The sequence below is a fragment of the Bradyrhizobium barranii subsp. apii genome (assembly GCF_011516635.5).
In the GTDB taxonomy this organism is placed as follows: domain Bacteria; phylum Pseudomonadota; class Alphaproteobacteria; order Rhizobiales; family Xanthobacteraceae; genus Bradyrhizobium; species Bradyrhizobium barranii.
Genome location: NZ_CP096255.1, coordinates 9,018,329 through 9,032,563, shown reverse-complemented (window position 1 = coordinate 9,032,563; position 14,235 = coordinate 9,018,329). Strand labels below are relative to the sequence as shown.

The window sequence follows — 14,235 nt, the reverse complement described above, 5'->3', positions numbered from 1 at the left end:
GTCACCGCGCAAACCGTTGCTTCGGAACGTGGAGTCGGAGGACGGATTTCGTGTTCAAGAAAATGGCGCAGAAATCTTGAGCCGCTCGACGTCGGACTCAAAGGCGGAAAAGGCATCGTTTTGATCGCAAGCCGAACTGAATGTCGGTATCGATAGTTGCGTCTCCCTCATTTCCAATCTGTCAAACAGATGGCGTTGTACAGCTGATTCCCTCGACTGCCGATCTCATCGTGGGCGAGCGTTTCCGCAAACGGACCGTCGGTCGTCGCGGTCGTGGTCGGCTGGAGCCGGTCGCCGGCTTTGAAATTGCCGCTCTGAATTATGGACTGAGTGAAGGTCTGATATTCCGCCGTCATCTGCTGGCCGGCCGCCGAACGCATGTTCGCGTACTCGGCTTCTTTCTGGTAGATCATCAGCAAATACTGCATCGTTTAACTCCTGTTGCGCGGCTGGATCGCCGACATCCAGTCGAACGGGGCGCCCTCCAAACGACATCTTCAGGATAAATTATTTGTAGGTCGCGTGCGCGGCGATATCGGCTTGACGGAACCGTCACAAATGCGTCATGCGTCTCGTCGAGCAGGAATTCGCGGCGAACTGGAAGATCGTCGCCGAGGGATTTCTCGAAGGATACCATATCCGCTCGACCCATCACGATACGTTCTTTCCGCTGCAATACGACAACATCAACGTCGTCGAAGCCTTCGGGCGCAATAGCCGGATCAGTTTTCCGTATCGCCGGATCGAGAAGCTTCGGAAGGTGCCGCCGGCCGAACGCAAGACCTCCGGAATGCTGACCCATGTCTACCATCTGTTTCCGAATGTCATGGTTGCGACGTTCCCCGCCAACATGATCATGACCGTTCTAGAGCCGCTCGCTGTCGACCGCACCCGGATCGTCACTTACACGCTGTCCAATCTCGCCGGGCACGAAGAAGGCCGGGCTGCGGTCGCGCAGGGGCGGGACTTTGTCGCGCTGGGCGCGGCGGAGGACCGTGACATGGCCTGCGCCGCGCAGCGCGGTCTTGCCGCTCGCGCCAATGACGCATTTACTTTCGGCCTGTTCGAAGGTGCGATTCGCCATTTCCACTGCAACCTTCAAGGCTTGATCGGAGACGTAGCATGACGGTCCATTTCGAAACGGATGGAGCCGTCGCAATTCTCACCATCGATCGGCCGGAAGTGTCCAACGCTATCGACGGCCCGACGGCCACAGCCCTCGCCGATGCGTTCCGGCGTTTCGATGCTGACGACTCGCTGTCGGTGGCGGTGCTGACCGGAGCGAACGGCCGTTTCTGCGCGGGCAACGATCTCAAGTCGATGATGCATGACGATCCGGCCCGCAAGATTCGGGTCGAGCCCGAGGGCGACGCGCCCTGTGGCGTCACGCGCATGTTGCTGAGCAAGACGGTGATCGCCGCCATCGAGGGCCACGCCGTGGCCGGCGGGCTGGAAGTCGCCTGCTGGTGCGACTTGCGGGTCGCAGCGCAGGACGCCGTGTTCGGGGTTTTTTGTCGTCGCTGGGGCATCCCGCTGATGGACGGTGGAACAATACGTCTCGCGAGGCTCATCGGACAAAGTCACGCGCTGGATATGATCCTGACGGGTCGGGGCGTTTCCGGCGAGGAAGCTCATCGCATGGGCTTGGTCAATCGTCTGGTCCCGGCCGGCCACGCGCTGGCCGAGGCGTTGGCCATGGCGCGCAAACTCTCGACGCTGCCTCAAGCGGCCATGCGCAGCGACAGAATGTCGTGCTACGAACAGTGGCCGCTCGATGCCCGTGACGCGTTGCTCAATGAATTTCAACGTGGGATGGCAACTATCAAATGCCGCGAGATGGTTGGCGGCTTGCAGCGCTTCGCGTCGGGAGTTTGGCGCCACAACCCACCCACCTGACCCGTCTCGCGTCTGGTCGCCACACCGCGCGCAGTTTACATCATCACTGCGCGGCGGCAGAGACATCGCCGCCGAGACGGCGCAGAGGGCGGCCATTTCGTGAGCGATAGCGCTGCCGTGCCAGGCGCCCCGTCAAACGGCCACCATCAGCGAATGTCGGTATCGGTGGTGGCATGTCCGCGCAATCACCGATTCCTGCGATATCGGCGCAGGCGACCCGGAACATGTGCCGTTAGCCGAGACCCTGGCTCGGACGCAGGGGGAAGGCGTTCCCCGTAAAGCCGTAAAACCATTTCTCGGCGAAATCGTCGAGCCGCGTTCACGGCTGCTAGGCAGCAACTCCATGCCGTTCGAGCAGGCGCATCAATACGCTGTTTGCATGGGTGAAGTTCGATCGCTGGTCACGCAGCTCGTAGGCCCATTTCGCGCCATGGAAGAGATTGTTGCGCAGCCTCAAGCCGAACATTAGCAGGGCCAGCACCCGGTCGCGCGGGTCGTTTGTCTTGCCTTCGATGACCGCTTGCACGAGCTCCGGATGATCGGATTTTCGGAGGTCCAGGTACGGGAAATGGTGGGTCAGCGCGCCAATCGGTGAAGTACCGGTCCCTGAAATAGGCCAGCTCTCCATCATATAGCTCTGCCGCGAGCGTGCCCTCGGCCGACCATGTGTCAACCCGTTCGCGGATCCTGTCGGCGCGGGCGAAATTGTCCATAACCTGCGATTCAAAGAGGCTCCACAGAAAGGCGAAGTCGAAGATCGCCTGTCGGTCGGGCATTGGGAGATGCTGGAAGCCAGGCGCACGCGCTTCCAGCCATTTTTCACTGGGGCTTCGATTGTCCTCTGTCATGGTCTACTCATCCGGTTCGTGGCGGCGCATGTCCAACTCGGAGAAGTCGGTCAGCGTGTCGCAGTTAAGGCAGTGGTACATCTGCGATGCGTCCTGAAAGTGCATGCCGCAAAGGCAGCCGCAGAAAGGGCAGCATTCTTCTAGCTCCAGATCCCCCCATTCCCAGACGCCCAGATATTCCGGCACAGCATCGCGGTCGTAGCCGACGATCTGGAAAGCATCGGCATTCTTCGCGACGAACCCCGAGCGGCCCTCGCGCATCAGCACGGGCAGGATGTCCGCCGGCTCGATCGCAAACCATTCACCGCGGACGCGCGATGTTGCGAAGCGCTGGTGCAGCCGACGTTCTACCTGGAAGACATCGCCGGTGTCGATCCACCCGAGAAGGCGCAATTCGAGCGGGTTGCCGGTCTGGAGGTTGCGCTTGCGAGCCTCAATATTCTTGGCCACCCCGATCTTGATCGGAGAGCATCCGTTTTCGTCCTCGCCCAGAAAATAGACCGGCATCTCCCGTCCTCCGGCTATCAACGCAACTCGGCAAGAAGCGTCAGGACGAACTCCCGGAAAGATGCGCCGGTATAGTCGAGCCGACGGCCGTCCTGCCGCATGAGCGAGACCAGCAAACAGGCGGTGAAGACCCAGAAGGGGGAAGCGTCCGGCAGGTTGTACCCGCCGATCATTGCTTCGATCCGATCTCCGATCGGCGGATAGTCCCCGCCGCCCCAATGGGCGTGGTGCGGAGTCATCGCATGTATCGTCACCGCGGCAAGCGCGATGCCCATTGCACGCTTCTGCTCGACCTGCGCATAGCTATGGTCGTTCGCCGAGGCGTAGCGGGCGATCCCGCTCGTCAAGAATTCGCGCGCCCAGGTATCGCAGGCCATTTCCTCTTCGGCTCGATCTTGACGTTCCTTCTCTGGAATTTGCTCCGTGGCTTCCAGCGCGCGAGCCTGGACGTGCTTGAATTCGTGCAGGAGCGCGAAAGCCAAGCCGAGCGCGACGAGATCGAAGACCGCCATGTCCTGCCCGTTGGTGAGGCTTTCCCGCCTGTCAGTCGGCATCGGCACGTCGTCGGGCCATGCGATGTCCGATGTGTCGGCGGTATCGAGAAGTGATTGGGCGCTCGCGATCCGTTGCTTGTAGTCCTGCTCGAACTGGCCGCGTTCCTGGTCGACGTTGAGGGTGGCTTCGACGGTCGCGCCGTTGATGATCGCGAGAGTCAGGGCCGGAGCGTAGACTTCGATCGCGCGCCATGCGCTGAAACCAATCAGCCAGAAGAAGTCGATGGTCTTGGTGTCGAATTTTATGCGCTTGCTGGTGGCGTTCATCGTTGAGCCTTGAGCGCTGGGCGCGACCTGGACCGCGTGCCCGTGATCCAGCCAGAGTTTTGATATCTCATCTGCACGCTCGGGCACGGCGCCGCGCAGCAAGTTAAGAACTATGGTCCGGTCGGAAGGGGCGTCGGACATTCAGTAGAATTCCTTCGATCACGCAAGAAGTGGTTTGGTATCAAGATATCAGCTTATAGTATCCAGGCGGCGTTCGTTAATAAGGTTGGGGCGACATGCAGTATGCGTTGATCGAAGGCGAACGGCGGGAAGCTATTCCGGGGGCAACGGGCACCTGTCCCACATGCGGGGCCGCCATGGTGGCCAAATGTGGCCCGCGCATCATCCATCACTGGGCACATCGCGGCCGGCGTGATTGCGATCCGTGGTGGGAGAATGAAACGGAGTGGCATCGGGAATGGAAGAACAGTTTTCCCGGGGAATGCCGCGAAGTCTCACACACCGCCCCTGACGGCGAAATTCATCGCGCCGACATCAAGACGCTAACCGGCATCTACATTGAGATCCAGCACTCAAGCATGACGGATGCCGAACGGCAGTCGAGAGAGGCCTTCTATCAGAATCTTGTTTGGGTCATCGACGGCAAGCCGTTCCAAAAGAATTTCGATATCTACCACATGCTGCCGGACCCGACGTCGGAGCTTGCGCAGGATCTCGTCTGGGAGAAAGCCCAGCGACATATGGACGGCGCCAACAGCGGGATCTTCTTTCGCGTTTCGGAGAACCGCAAACACTACTCTGGCGTGACCAAGGCAACGTTGCGAGGCGGGTTCATCGAGGGAATGCACCGCATCAAGGCCGAGGTTGAAGCGGCTTATCGTGGACATCATCAATATGACTGGGTACGCCCTCGCGCGACGTGGCTGGATGCTCGGTGCCCGGTCTATATCGATTTCGGCGATGATTGGCTCGTGCGGCTCGAAGTTTATGACGAGACCGGGTTGAAATGCGTACGCTTGGTGGCGAAGCGGAAATTCATTCATGACGTTATGACGGAGGCGGAGGCAGTTAAAATCGGTGCTCGGTACTATCCGTTGTATTCGAGCGATCTGTAAAAATAGATCATTGATGAGGCTGGTTAGTTCCACCGTCTCGTGGACGACACCAGAGCCATTTGCTAAGGTGCGCCGAGGGAAACGCATGGCCGACGACGCAAATTTATTTTTCGACAATCGATTTTTGGAACGGCATGCGGGCTCGATCATCCAAGATCCTGCCGTTGCCATAGTTGAGCTCGTGGCGAATGCTTGGGACGCCTGGACGACGCGGGTTGACATCGTGTGGCCGGAGTCAGGCGGAGAGAGATATTTCGAGATCGAGGACAATGGCGAGGGGATGTCGGAAGCGCAATTTCGTTTGCGCTGGCGGACGCTCGATTACGACCGCGTCCGATCCCAGGGGAAGCTATCGAATCCTCCGCCTGATTTGAAGGGTCTGCAGCCGCGAGAGCCATATGGGCGCAATGGTAAAGGTCGGCATGCCGCGTTTCGGTTCGGAGAAGCCTACAAGGTACGAACGTGGCGTGAAGGCACGGAGGTGACATTTGAGGTTCGACGGAGCGCCACTCAGCCGTTTCTCGTTGAGCGCCTCGACATTCGTGAGAATGTGAGCGGGCACGGAACCGTGATTTCGTCGATAGAGCCTATCCCGATGGGGATGAACGCCGAGGCTGCTCGCGAGGTCATCGGCACACGTTTCCTCGCCGATCCAAATTTCACGGTCACGCTCAACGGTACACGCATCACTTTCGACGATGTACCGGAAAGCCAGCGCAGTACGATCGACATCCCAGTCCCTGGCTTTGGCGTCGCGCATCTGGTCGTAATCGATACGCAAAAGGCCGATCGGACCACGCGCCAGCACGGCATCGCGTGGCGGGTTAACAACCGTCTAGTACGCTCGCCTGGATGGGTAGGCTTCGATCAAGAGCGGTTACTTGATGGCCGTAGCAGCGAGGCGAAGCGCTTTATATTCATCGTGCGAGCAGACTTCCTGGGCGATGATGTCTTGCCGGACTGGTCTGGTTTTTGGCCACACAATGAGGGGTGGCGAGCGACCCAAGCGGCGGTTCACGCCAAAATACGCGAGTATTTGAATGAGGTGAATGCAGACCGCCGGCGTGACGCCAAGGAGGCCGTTCGGGAGAACCTAGCACCTACGGTCTCGAAGTTGCCGCCAGTTAGCCGTGATCGCTGGAACGATTTCGTTGACCAGGTCGTGGATACCTGTCCGAGTATGAATCTCGAGACGGTGGAGCAGGTTGCCGGAGTGCTAGCAAATCTTGAGCTGGCAAATTCAAAATATGCGCTGATTTCCAAGCTCCACGCGATGAAGCCGGGTGATCTTGACGAACTCTATGCGATCCTCGCTGACTGGACCGTTCGCACTGCGAAGCTCGCGCTTGATGAAATTCAGACACGGCTGAAGCTTATCGCAGAACTGGATTCGAAACTGCAGGACGAAACAATGGATGAGGTTGCCGACCTCCAGCCGTTGTTTGAACGCAGCTTGTGGGTTTTTGGTCCGGAGTTTGAGAGCCTAGAATTCACGAGCAACCGGGGCATGACCACGGTTATCAGCAAGGTCTTCGGAAAGAAGCAAAAAGGATCGTTGCAGCGGCCAGATTTCGTGATGTTGCCCGATGGCAGTGTTGGCTTTTACAGCCGCGATTCTCACGACCTGGGTGGTGAAGTTGATGGCGTCGCTCGGCTTGTCATCACGGAGATCAAAAAGCCCGGTGTCGTTATTGGAGGCAAAGAAAAGAATCAACCATGGCGCTATGTTGAAGAATTGCTCGAAAAAGGGCTTTTGACCGATGCCGCAACTGTCACTTGCTTTGTGCTTGGCTCGCAAATCAAGAGCACTGAAGCAGGTATCGATACGAAATACGATGGGCGTGTCACGATCATACCGATAACTTACGCGACTTTCGTAAAGCGCGCCGAGAAGCGCATGCTCGGGCTTCGCGACAAGCTTAAGGATGTTCCTTTTCTTAAAACTCAAGGCTTGGATGCCGAGGCATTCCTCACTCCGCAGCATCCTCGGCAGGCGACCCTATTCGGTGACGCAGTGCAAACGGGCCGCTGAAAGTGGCCGAGATGGAATAGCAACGTAATTACCCTTTTGCCTGACGTTGCTCGGAGTTGAGATAGCGAATGACACAGGACATCACGCCGCAGGAAGCGATGAAACGTCTCGACGAGCACTTTGGCGGTCGAGAAGGGATGCTGATCCATACGCTTACAATGCTGTCAACATCGGGACAGCCGACCGATGTCACGTTCTATCGAAGGAAGCCAATTTTAGATGTTCGTGTGAGTACAAAGCTTGGCGCGGCGCGCCTGTATGGGCTCGAAAGCCATGTTCCGCGTCTGCTGAAGCGCATCGAGTTTTCGAACGGTACAGTCGCAAGTCTTGATGAGATTTGGACCGTGAACCCGATGCCAATCGGCGGGTTCACCGCTGAAGAGTTGGCTGCAGTGGATCTATCGGAGGCAGAACAGCGAGTTGGGCCTCAGGGTGAAACTATGAGGAAGATGATACGCAAGACGTATCATTGCAAAGGCCGGAAGGAGACAGACATCTATCTTCGACGGTGGATCGCGTCTTAGCGGCTTCCAAGGGTTTACTTTTTCGCTAGCGGTCCGCTGAGCCGCGGAGGCATCTGCCACTGCGGCGGTGGAGGATTGACCTTGAGGTATGCGATAAGTTCGCGTTGGTCCCTGAGCTCGCGCTGACCGCGTTCGTCTAGGCCGCTTTCGTATGGCATCAGCCGCGACATTTCGGCCTCTGCTTCGGCGAAGGCTCCGCAGTATGCGAGAGCAACTGCATACTGGCTACGTACGGGAATGATCCTACCCGCAAGCTTCATGTCCATGATCGTCGGCATCAGGTTTCGCTCAATGACATCCCGCGCGCCGGCGTAGTCATTGCGTTCGATAAAATCGTCTACCAGTTCCTGTCCGACGCGTACAAACGAGTCCAGCGAGTGCGCCATAGAATAGAATTTCATGGCGTGGATTGGACCAAGCCCTGGAAAACGGCCTGTGGCCTTGATTGCCTTCGATTGCAGGTCAAGGGAGTCCGCGAGGTGCTTGAGATCGTCGGTGTGGCTTTGCTCGCCTTTCAACAGTGGAAATATTTTGTCAGGGTTCTTGCCCATGACGTCACCGAGTGTGAGTCCAAGCAGATCATAATATTCCGATATAAGGTCGAGCGTTGAGATGACACATTCATTCATCAGCCCCAGTTCGTACAATGCATGCGCGTAATTATATTTTGCCACGCGAAGGTGCTGTGGAGTTTGCGGCAAAACCCGGGTTAGTTCCTTCATGGTCTTTTCGACCGTGGCAACATCTTTGGCGCGGGCCGCGAATACCATCCGTTTCATGCCAACCGCCAGGCGTTCGGATAAGCCGAGGGAATGCTGGCGAACCAGCTCGTCCATCTGATCGAGTTTTGTCTGAATGTTGACGTCGTCGCCGCCTTTGAAATGGGCGAAAACCAGTCCATCCAAAGCCCAGAACCGATCTTCTGCAGCAATTTCTTCCGATGCCGCGGCTTGAGCCAGAAAATCGGTTATCTCGCCCATATAGCCTAGTTCGTGAAATATCTCGTCGGTCGCCATCTCAACGAGAGGCTTCACGTTCCCAAGAGCGACAAACATCCTCAGGAGAAGAAAAACTCTTTGACGGTCGTGATCGTTGGGTAGTGCCTTCATAAGGAGGTCGCGAATGGCCTCGCGTGCATTTTGCAGATGCTCACCCCCGGCGTCACTCAGGTAGGTGCGGCCGAGCGGTCTCATCGCATCGTGAATCTTGAAACGATCAACGCCGAAAATCTGGATTGTACCGCTTGTTCGCAATCGCCTGAATGCCGTGGCCGCGATTTCCGGATCGAGGTCGAAGGCGCGCTTCAATACGACACTGGCTTCGGATTGAGTCAGCGGGACGTCGCTGAGACTGAGCGCCGCGACAGCGCGGCGCTCAGGGTCGTTAAATCTGTCGAAGACATCTGCCAGAATAAGTTCTTGCGCAGTCTCGACAATATGGGTGCGCTCTTCAAGCGCCGCACAGACACGGGCGACCACCCCCTCGTAGCTTTCAGCCGCAATTTTCAGCGCATTCTGGACGTAGAGCGGCAGTCCGCCAGTGAGTTTCAACAAGCGCTCATAGTCTGAGAAGTCGCCACGGCATCCGAGCGACGCTCCCTCGGCCGCGGCCGTCTCATTGGACCAGCCGAGAAGCAACTCCGCCTTCACTCCAAGCGTTGCCTCGATTCGGGCGATCGTTGCGCTGGGCTGGGCGAGAAGCACAAACTGCAGCTGATCGGAGGCTCCGACCAGCGAAACCAAATCCGCGGCTGCAATGCGATGCGCGTTATCCAACACCACAGTCGCCGCGAGTTTGTCCTCGGCAAGGTGGCGACCGATTGCAAACAGGATTTCGGTGCCGCTTGCGCCCGGTAACAAGATCTCGCCTAGCTTGCCGCCACGCGATCCGAAGATGCGAGCTGCAAGTTCGCGTGCGACGGCACTGGCCAGAGCTGGACCGGAAATCTCGGCAATATCGTAATATGCCAGACGGTCAGAAGTATGCAGAGCTGTCTGAGAAACCCAGGAAGTCTTTCCTGCACCGGAGAAGCCAACGACGAGTCGCACGCGTTGGCCATTTGCCAGATTTGGTTCACGTTCCTGCGGACGATATCGAAGCGGCGGAGCGGGAAAATCTTGGAGTTGGACAATAAGCTGCTCGAAGAGTGCCGGTAATTCCTCAACCGTGAACGTGTGATTGGCACTTGGCTCAATCCCACCCGCTGCTGCTATCATCCGGCCAGCGATTTTCCAGACGAGGGTTTCCGGAGCCAGTACTGAAAAAGGAAGCGTTTCGGCAGCCGCTCGGCACGCCTCGAAACCGTCCGCGATGGTCCTCCACGGCAAGGGTATTGCCTGGTCTACGGCGGGTGATTGCGGCCAATGGAGCGTGGTGTCGGACGGCCATTCTCTGGCTGCGACGAGCTTGGCAAGTTCCGGGCCAGGCGCACTATTAGATACTACGGCGAATTGGCATGAACCGCCCCGTCGACCCTCCTCGTGCTCCTTCCTGATAGCCGCGAATCTTGAGAGTGCGCCATCAATGTCGCTTAGGATAAGGTTAGATGCCCGAGTTTTGACCTGTAAGTAGATTCGTCTATCGGGCTGCACGAGCTCGACGTCTTCATCATTCTCAACGACGACATGGGTCACGCCGGCCCGGGCAGCATTAAACAGACACGCGGCGGCGTAGAGGTGCTGATAGAGGAACCCGCGATGAACGGCTTCGATCCGAATAAGCTGACGGGGGTCAAGGTTGAACGTTTCCATCTGCAGCGGTCTTCTATGGCTCAAATAAAAAGCGCGAGTGCTTCTCGCGCTCAGCTAAAGGTAATGGTGTCAATTTAACATAAGCAAGGCTCGCGATATACCGTGGATGATATCTATTTGGGTAGTCAAAAGATTGGGTTCGTGCTGCCTTAGTCCTCTATCTCGTAGTATTTTCAGTTGTAGTTTCGGCGAGGGGAAAGCGCATGTCTGCGCGCAATAAAACAAGCAGTTCTATAATGGCCGCTCTCGAACAGTTCGAGGCTGCGGAGGCCAATCTCATCAAGCTTGAGCGGCTTTGGGAAGAAATGGCCAATATGATTCCGACGGGAGTCGCGTTCGGTGAAAATGTCGAATACGAGGACCGCTCACGCTCCTTTGATCTTCTTCTCGCGAGTCTTCCGAAAATTGATGGCTGGAAGCCTACAGCGACTCCACCCGATCTCGACGGCGTTGCGCAGAGCAGGCTGGATGCGATGGAAATCGACGAGCCGAGTGCGCACGTATCCGTCGAACGCTGGGTCGAGGAACCGGGACGTGAGCTGCGGGAGTACCGCTTCCGGTTCAACAATACGCGCAAGGCACTGATAAGTGATGCGCTCATTGGCTTGATCGACCAGATTGACGCGGACATCCGCGCGGTCCGAGCGAAGGTCGCCCCGGAGACCGAGCCCCGCGAGCAGCTCGACCGGGAAATGTGGAGCGATATGCGCGAGCATATGAAGCAGATTGAGGTGCTGCTCGGCTCAACTGTGAAGAAGCCGGCGCGCTGGTCCGATATGATGCGGCACATGCACTTTGGCTGCGTTGGCGATCTCCACGACATTGAAGCGATGGATTGGCCGGACGTGAAGAGCACCTTGCGCAAGGGTTTGTACGGCGTCAACGACGCGGTGTCGGTGCAGGTGGACGACCTGGCGGCGCTGGTCGCTGCGCGGCCGGCAGGACCGATCATGACCGCGCTTGCCTGGACCGAAATCGACGATCAGGCTTTCGAGCGTCTGATCTTCACGCTGATTAGCGATACTCCGGGTTATGAAAACCCAGAGTGGCTCATGCAGACGAGAGCGCCTGATAGAGGCCGCGATCTCTCGGTGACGCGAGTTATCAAGGATGAGCTGTCGGGCACGCTGCGCCTTCGAGTCGTCATCCAGTGCAAGCACTGGACGAGCCGTAGTGTGAGCCTTGCGGAGGTCTCATCTACGAAGGAGCAGATGGCCCTTTGGAACAATCCACGCGTCGACGTGCTGACTATCGCGACCAGTGGCCGGTTTACTGCCGACGCTGTCACCTGGATTGAACACCACAATGCAACGGGCGCGTCGCCGCGCATCGAGATGTGGCCCGAAAGCCATCTCGAACGTCTGTTGGCTGCCCGACCTGCAATTATCGCGGAATTCGGGTTGCGGGGACATTGAGCAACGTGGTTCGAGGGTCCGGTGGCTAATGATCTTGCGCGTGACGCAGGAAAGCAGGGCGAACGGTGTTGGTCAGCACCTCTGACGCCCATGCGGCCAGGTCGGCATCTGTCGACCGGGTCAACATTCGCAGAGCTATGTCGAGGCGGGCCGTCAGATAAATGCTATCGATGTCCATCGCGGCCGCGACGAACGTATCGCGATCCTCGCGAGGCTCGTTCGACAGATATCTCAGGATTGATTGCGTTACCGCCTCGACGACGCCGGCATTGTGACAGACGAACTGGCCCCCTTCGTCGGAGTCGTGGACCGGCACTGAGTCCATCAAGATGTCATTGCGCGGTTGCCGTAGGACGAAATCAGCGGTTCCTACGAGGAGAAGAGTTTCAGGATCGAGGCGGCGCTGGCTGCCATTTCCCTCGGCGACGAACCGGCGGGAGGCCAACTGCGAGAGGATCAGCCACGCATGGACATTCCCGAGAGATTCGCCCTGATCGTCATCGCTCTCGACGGTATGGTCTTCGCCGTTGATCGTCAGGATCGTTGAACCATCATCCTGCGGGCGGATGTCGATCGAACCGACACCCTCGACCCAGGTTGAGAGATGCTGTCCGGCATGAGTGGCTTCCCGGTCGGGCATCGTGTTGGCCAGAGCATCGTAAAGAGCCAGCGGAACGCGGCCGTTGCCTGAGCTGAGGTCGAGAAACGCTTGGGCAGCGACGATGTCACCGAAGAGGAAATTGCTTGCCGCGCCGGCGAGCCATTCAGCGGCCTCGACGGGATCGGTTTCTACCAATTCTCGCAGTTCGATGGAAAGATGGCGCGCGAGTTCGCTCGCCAGAAGCTCGGGGAATCCGACGGTCAATATTGGTACGTTGTCATCTGCAATCGAAGGGGTGAGGTAACCCTGCCTGAGAAGCCATTCTATGTCCGACGCCGGCAGGATGCCGTCCAGAGTTGCGCGCCGGACGAAGTATCGCCCCATGAGTTCGAGCGCCATGGCGTAAGGTTTGCTCTGATCCTGGGCGTCCGCGGCGATGGCCTGAGCGAGCCCGCCGTATCGGCGGCGCAGTTCGGGGTCGCTGAAGTTGGCGCGGGCCTGGGCGATGATTTCCAGTCCGGGCACTGCCGGGAATACGCCCACGCCCTCGCGCTTGATCCCCGATAGGCGTGTCGCCATAGCCTGGAGGAGCCATGGACGGCGTAGATCGGGGCTGTGCTGCCCACCGTCCATGATGCCCATGTTCAGCTCAGCCAGAGCTTTGAGCGCAACGAAATACTCCGGCTCGGCAAGATCCTCGACTTCGACGATCGCAGCCCGACGGCCGATGGGTGACTCTCGGCGACCGTCTGCGCTCGTCAGCGCGCGCCGGGTGGCGTCCGTGTCCAGGCCAACGACGACGCGCAAAGCGGGACCGAACGTGTTCGACGTAAGGTCCTCGATCATCCGGACGTCATCGCGATCTTCGGGATCGAGACGGTCTATGGCAAGCACGAGAGCTGGTCCGCCGGCGCGCGAAAGCTGGCGTACCCAGGCGCGTGCGGCTTCCGGATCGACGGGCCAGTCGAGCGTGTCGGCCAGCAGATCGGAAATCTTTCGAAAGACTTCGCTTGCTCCGCACTCGAGAAACAGACCGCCGGCCACTTGCGGGTCGATCAAGCGAACGAGCTGTTCGAGGATATTGGTCTTTCCGGCGAGAGGTGGTCCCGAGATCAGCACCAGTCGGGAGGTCCGAAGCTTGTGGGCGAGTTGGCGCGTCGCAAGACGAAGGATCTTCAGCGGACCGAACGGGCGCAGAGGATGGTCTGTCGTGGCGGTCAACTCGTTGACGGCTCTTGCCGAAGCGGCGGCTACCGCGCTCGTCCAAACTTGCGGGTCTGAGCCCATCAGCGTCGCGATTGCGTCATCGCGGTCGCCTGCGGCCACTCTCGCCGCGGAGATCATCAGGGCCTCAAAGGACTTCGCGTCCGGCGTTTCCCCCGTGTAGGGCTGACCCGAGAAGGTCTCTATGATCCGCGTTTCATTGCCGTTGGTAATTACGACGAAGGGAGCCATGATTGGCAGCAGGCGTGCGTAGGAGATGCCCTGTTCACCGTCGTCCGTGGTCAACGCTACGCCGCGTTTTTTTAGTTCCAGTATGGCGAGCGGTTTGCTGTCCATGGTCAGCAAGATGTCCGCACGCCCACGCCTGATCCAGCTTTCACGCCCTTTGGCCGTGATCGTGGCATGTCCAAGACGGATGCTGAATTCGATCTGATGCTTGATCCCGGCGGCGCCAAGGCGCGGAAACGCAGCTTCAATCGCGGCAGAGATCGCGGTCTCTAGATCGTACTCTGTCTGGTCTTTAGATACTTTACCGGTCATG

At 58.3% G+C, this 14,235-nt stretch carries 12 protein-coding genes; 6 read left to right on the top strand and 6 right to left on the bottom strand.

Going from position 1 to position 14,235, the window contains the following annotated elements:
- Positions 1 to 167 precede the first annotated feature (167 nt).
- Entirely contained in the window at positions 168 to 428 is a 261-nt protein-coding gene (locus HAP41_RS50825; RefSeq protein ID WP_414643355.1) for a YciI family protein, read from the bottom strand.
- 137 nt (positions 429 to 565) lie between these two features.
- Between HAP41_RS50825 and HAP41_RS43165 the strand changes: the two genes are divergently transcribed.
- Both HAP41_RS43165 and HAP41_RS43160 read left to right on the top strand, forming a co-directional pair.
- Positions 566 to 1,126: an SRPBCC family protein gene (locus HAP41_RS43165; RefSeq protein ID WP_224580584.1), complete on the top strand. Its 561-nt coding sequence runs from the start codon at positions 566 to 568 to the stop codon at positions 1,124 to 1,126.
- Positions 1,123 to 1,896: a crotonase/enoyl-CoA hydratase family protein gene (locus HAP41_RS43160; protein ID WP_166075510.1), complete on the top strand. Its 774-nt coding sequence runs from the start codon at positions 1,123 to 1,125 to the stop codon at positions 1,894 to 1,896. Before HAP41_RS43165 ends, HAP41_RS43160 begins: the two co-directional genes overlap by 4 nt.
- Positions 1,897 to 2,224: 328 nt before the next feature.
- Here the strand turns inward: HAP41_RS43160 and HAP41_RS43155 are convergent, their stop codons facing one another.
- From HAP41_RS43155 to HAP41_RS43145, 3 genes are all read right to left on the bottom strand, one after another.
- On the bottom strand, positions 2,225 to 2,527 hold the full coding sequence (locus tag HAP41_RS43155; RefSeq protein WP_224580585.1) for a hypothetical protein: 303 nt from the start codon (positions 2,525 to 2,527) through the stop codon (positions 2,225 to 2,227).
- A gap of 220 nt (positions 2,528 to 2,747) precedes the next feature.
- Positions 2,748 to 3,251 (bottom strand): GIY-YIG nuclease family protein, encoded by a 504-nt coding sequence (locus HAP41_RS43150; protein ID WP_175617986.1) that lies wholly within the window; start codon positions 3,249 to 3,251, stop codon positions 2,748 to 2,750.
- A gap of 17 nt (positions 3,252 to 3,268) precedes the next feature.
- Complete coding sequence (locus tag HAP41_RS43145; protein WP_166075511.1) at positions 3,269 to 4,213, bottom strand: phage exclusion protein Lit family protein; 945 nt, start codon at positions 4,211 to 4,213, stop codon at positions 3,269 to 3,271.
- A 95-nt stretch (positions 4,214 to 4,308) separates the two neighbouring features.
- On the opposite strand from HAP41_RS43145, the gene HAP41_RS43140 reads away from it, so the two are divergent.
- The 3 genes from HAP41_RS43140 to HAP41_RS43130 all read left to right on the top strand — a co-directional run bounded on the left by HAP41_RS43140 (position 4,309) and on the right by HAP41_RS43130 (position 7,704).
- The gene (locus tag HAP41_RS43140) at positions 4,309 to 5,148 is read left to right on the top strand and encodes a competence protein CoiA (protein ID WP_166075512.1); all 840 of its coding nucleotides are present in this window, start codon (positions 4,309 to 4,311) and stop codon (positions 5,146 to 5,148) included.
- An 85-nt stretch (positions 5,149 to 5,233) separates the two neighbouring features.
- The gene (locus HAP41_RS43135; RefSeq protein WP_166075513.1) at positions 5,234 to 7,180 is read left to right on the top strand and encodes an ATP-binding protein; all 1,947 of its coding nucleotides are present in this window, start codon (positions 5,234 to 5,236) and stop codon (positions 7,178 to 7,180) included.
- Positions 7,181 to 7,248: 68 nt separating this feature from the next.
- Positions 7,249 to 7,704: a hypothetical protein gene (locus HAP41_RS43130; protein ID WP_166075514.1), complete on the top strand. Its 456-nt coding sequence runs from the start codon at positions 7,249 to 7,251 to the stop codon at positions 7,702 to 7,704.
- 14 nt (positions 7,705 to 7,718) lie between these two features.
- Here HAP41_RS43130 and HAP41_RS43125 read toward each other — a convergent pair whose 3' ends face one another.
- Positions 7,719 to 10,454 (bottom strand): ATP-binding protein, encoded by a 2,736-nt coding sequence (locus tag HAP41_RS43125; RefSeq protein WP_224580586.1) that lies wholly within the window; start codon positions 10,452 to 10,454, stop codon positions 7,719 to 7,721.
- 236 nt (positions 10,455 to 10,690) lie between these two features.
- Here HAP41_RS43125 and HAP41_RS43120 point away from each other — a divergent pair, with 236 nt between their 5' ends.
- Positions 10,691 to 11,869: a restriction endonuclease gene (locus HAP41_RS43120; protein ID WP_166075515.1), complete on the top strand. Its 1,179-nt coding sequence runs from the start codon at positions 10,691 to 10,693 to the stop codon at positions 11,867 to 11,869.
- A 25-nt stretch (positions 11,870 to 11,894) separates the two neighbouring features.
- On the opposite strand, the gene HAP41_RS43115 is transcribed toward HAP41_RS43120, so the two are convergent.
- Positions 11,895 to 14,234: an ATP-binding protein gene (locus tag HAP41_RS43115; protein WP_166075516.1), complete on the bottom strand. Its 2,340-nt coding sequence runs from the start codon at positions 14,232 to 14,234 to the stop codon at positions 11,895 to 11,897.
- Position 14,235 lies beyond the last annotated feature (1 nt).

Excerpts from the sequence above, each read along its gene's own strand:
- HAP41_RS43130 (WP_166075514.1), top strand. The coding sequence starts at position 7,249 with ATGACACAGGACATCACGCCGCAGGAAGCGATGAAACGTCTCGACGAG.
- HAP41_RS43165 (WP_224580584.1), top strand. The coding sequence starts at position 566 with ATGCGTCTCGTCGAGCAGGAATTCGCGGCGAACTGGAAGATCGTCGCC.
- HAP41_RS43155 (WP_224580585.1), bottom strand. The coding sequence starts at position 2,527 with ATGATGGAGAGCTGGCCTATTTCAGGGACCGGTACTTCACCGATTGGC.
- HAP41_RS43160 (WP_166075510.1), top strand. The coding sequence starts at position 1,123 with ATGACGGTCCATTTCGAAACGGATGGAGCCGTCGCAATTCTCACCATC.
- HAP41_RS43140 (WP_166075512.1), top strand. The coding sequence starts at position 4,309 with ATGCAGTATGCGTTGATCGAAGGCGAACGGCGGGAAGCTATTCCGGGG.
- HAP41_RS43150 (WP_175617986.1), bottom strand. The coding sequence starts at position 3,251 with ATGCCGGTCTATTTTCTGGGCGAGGACGAAAACGGATGCTCTCCGATC.
- HAP41_RS50825 (WP_414643355.1), bottom strand. The coding sequence starts at position 428 with ATGCAGTATTTGCTGATGATCTACCAGAAAGAAGCCGAGTACGCGAAC.
- HAP41_RS43145 (WP_166075511.1), bottom strand. The coding sequence starts at position 4,213 with ATGTCCGACGCCCCTTCCGACCGGACCATAGTTCTTAACTTGCTGCGC.
- HAP41_RS43135 (WP_166075513.1), top strand. The coding sequence starts at position 5,234 with ATGGCCGACGACGCAAATTTATTTTTCGACAATCGATTTTTGGAACGG.
- HAP41_RS43125 (WP_224580586.1), bottom strand. The coding sequence starts at position 10,454 with ATGGAAACGTTCAACCTTGACCCCCGTCAGCTTATTCGGATCGAAGCC.
- HAP41_RS43115 (WP_166075516.1), bottom strand. The coding sequence starts at position 14,234 with ATGACCGGTAAAGTATCTAAAGACCAGACAGAGTACGATCTAGAGACC.
- HAP41_RS43120 (WP_166075515.1), top strand. The coding sequence starts at position 10,691 with ATGGCCGCTCTCGAACAGTTCGAGGCTGCGGAGGCCAATCTCATCAAG.